The 1,354-nt window shown below is 66.8% G+C and carries 2 protein-coding genes; both read left to right on the top strand.

Features of this window, described 5'->3' with window-relative positions; translation table 11 throughout:
* On the top strand, positions 1-766 hold a 766-nt coding region (locus LQV45_RS32940; RefSeq protein ID WP_230011864.1), incomplete at its 5' end, for an acyl-CoA dehydrogenase family protein.
* A gap of 19 nt (positions 767-785) precedes the next feature.
* Positions 786-1,354 (top strand): CoA transferase subunit A (locus tag LQV45_RS32935; RefSeq protein WP_230011862.1); only part of this gene is annotated, 569 nt, incomplete at its 3' end.

The raw sequence follows: 1,354 nt of genomic DNA, 5'->3' as shown, positions 1-1,354 counted from the left end.
GGAAGCCGGGGGCACCAAGACCACCGCCAAGCTGGGCGGTGGTGAGTGGGTCATCAACGGCAACAAGGAGTTCATCACCAACTCCGGCACGGACATCACCAGGCTCGTCACCGTCACCGCGGTGACCGGCCAGGAGGAACGCGCGGACGGCAGCGTCAAGAAGGAGATCTCCACCATCCTGGTGCCCACCAACACTCCGGGCTTTACCGCGGAAAAGGCCTACAACAAGGTCGGCTGGAACGCCTCGGACACCCACCCGCTGACGTTCAACAACGTCCACGTCCCCGAGGAAAACCTGCTCGGCACCCAGGGCCGCGGCTACGCCAACTTCCTCTCCATCCTGGACGAAGGCCGGATCGCGATCGCGGCCCTGGCCGTCGGCGCGGCCCAGGGCTGCGTGGACCAGTCGGTGAAATACGCCAAGGAACGCAGCGCGTTCGGGCAGAACATCGGCAAATACCAGGCCATCGCATTCAAGATCGCCCGGATGGAAGCCCGCGCCCACACGGCCCGCCTGGCCTATTACGACGCGGCCGCCCGGATGCTTGCCGGCAAGCCGTTCAAGACGCAGGCGGCCATCGCTAAGATGGTCGCAGGCGAGGCAGCCATGGACAACGCGCGGGACGCCACCCAGGTGTTCGGCGGCTATGGCTTCATCAACGAATTCACCGTGGCGCGCCACTACCGCGACTCCAAGATCCTTGAAGTCGGCGAGGGCACCACGGAGGTCCAGCTGATGCTGATCGCCCGCGAACTGGGACTGTAGCCGGCCGGAAGGATCACCGATGATCAACAAAGTTGTTGCCAGCGCCGCCGAGGCTGTCGCGGACATTCACGACGGCGCCTCCCTCGCCGTCGGCGGGTTCGGGCTGTGCGGCATTCCCGTGACGCTGATCGAGGCCCTGCATGAGCGCGGTGCCACGGACCTGGAAACCGTCAGCAACAACTGCGGCGTCGACGACTGGGGCCTCGGGATCCTGCTCAAGGACGGCCGGATCCGGCGCACCATCAGCTCCTACGTGGGGGAGAACAAGGAGTTCGCCCGGCAATACCTTTCCGGCGAGCTGGAGGTGGTCCTCACCCCGCAGGGCACGCTGGCCGAAAAGCTGCGCGCCGGCGGCGCGGGTATCCCGGCGTTCTACACCCCGGCCGGCGTCGGCACCCAGGTGTCCGACGGCGGCCTGCCGCAGAAGTACGACGCCGAGGGCAACGTCGCGATTGCCTCCGCGCCCAAGGAAGTCCGCAGCTTCCACGGCGCCGAGTACGTGCTGGAGGAATCGCTGACACCGGACTTCGGGCTCGTGCACGCCTGGAAGGGTGACCGCCACGGCAACCTCGTCTTCCACGCCACGGC

The organism is Microbacterium sp. Bi128, assembly GCF_918698205.1.
This window is presented reverse-complemented; position numbering and strand designations above follow the sequence as displayed.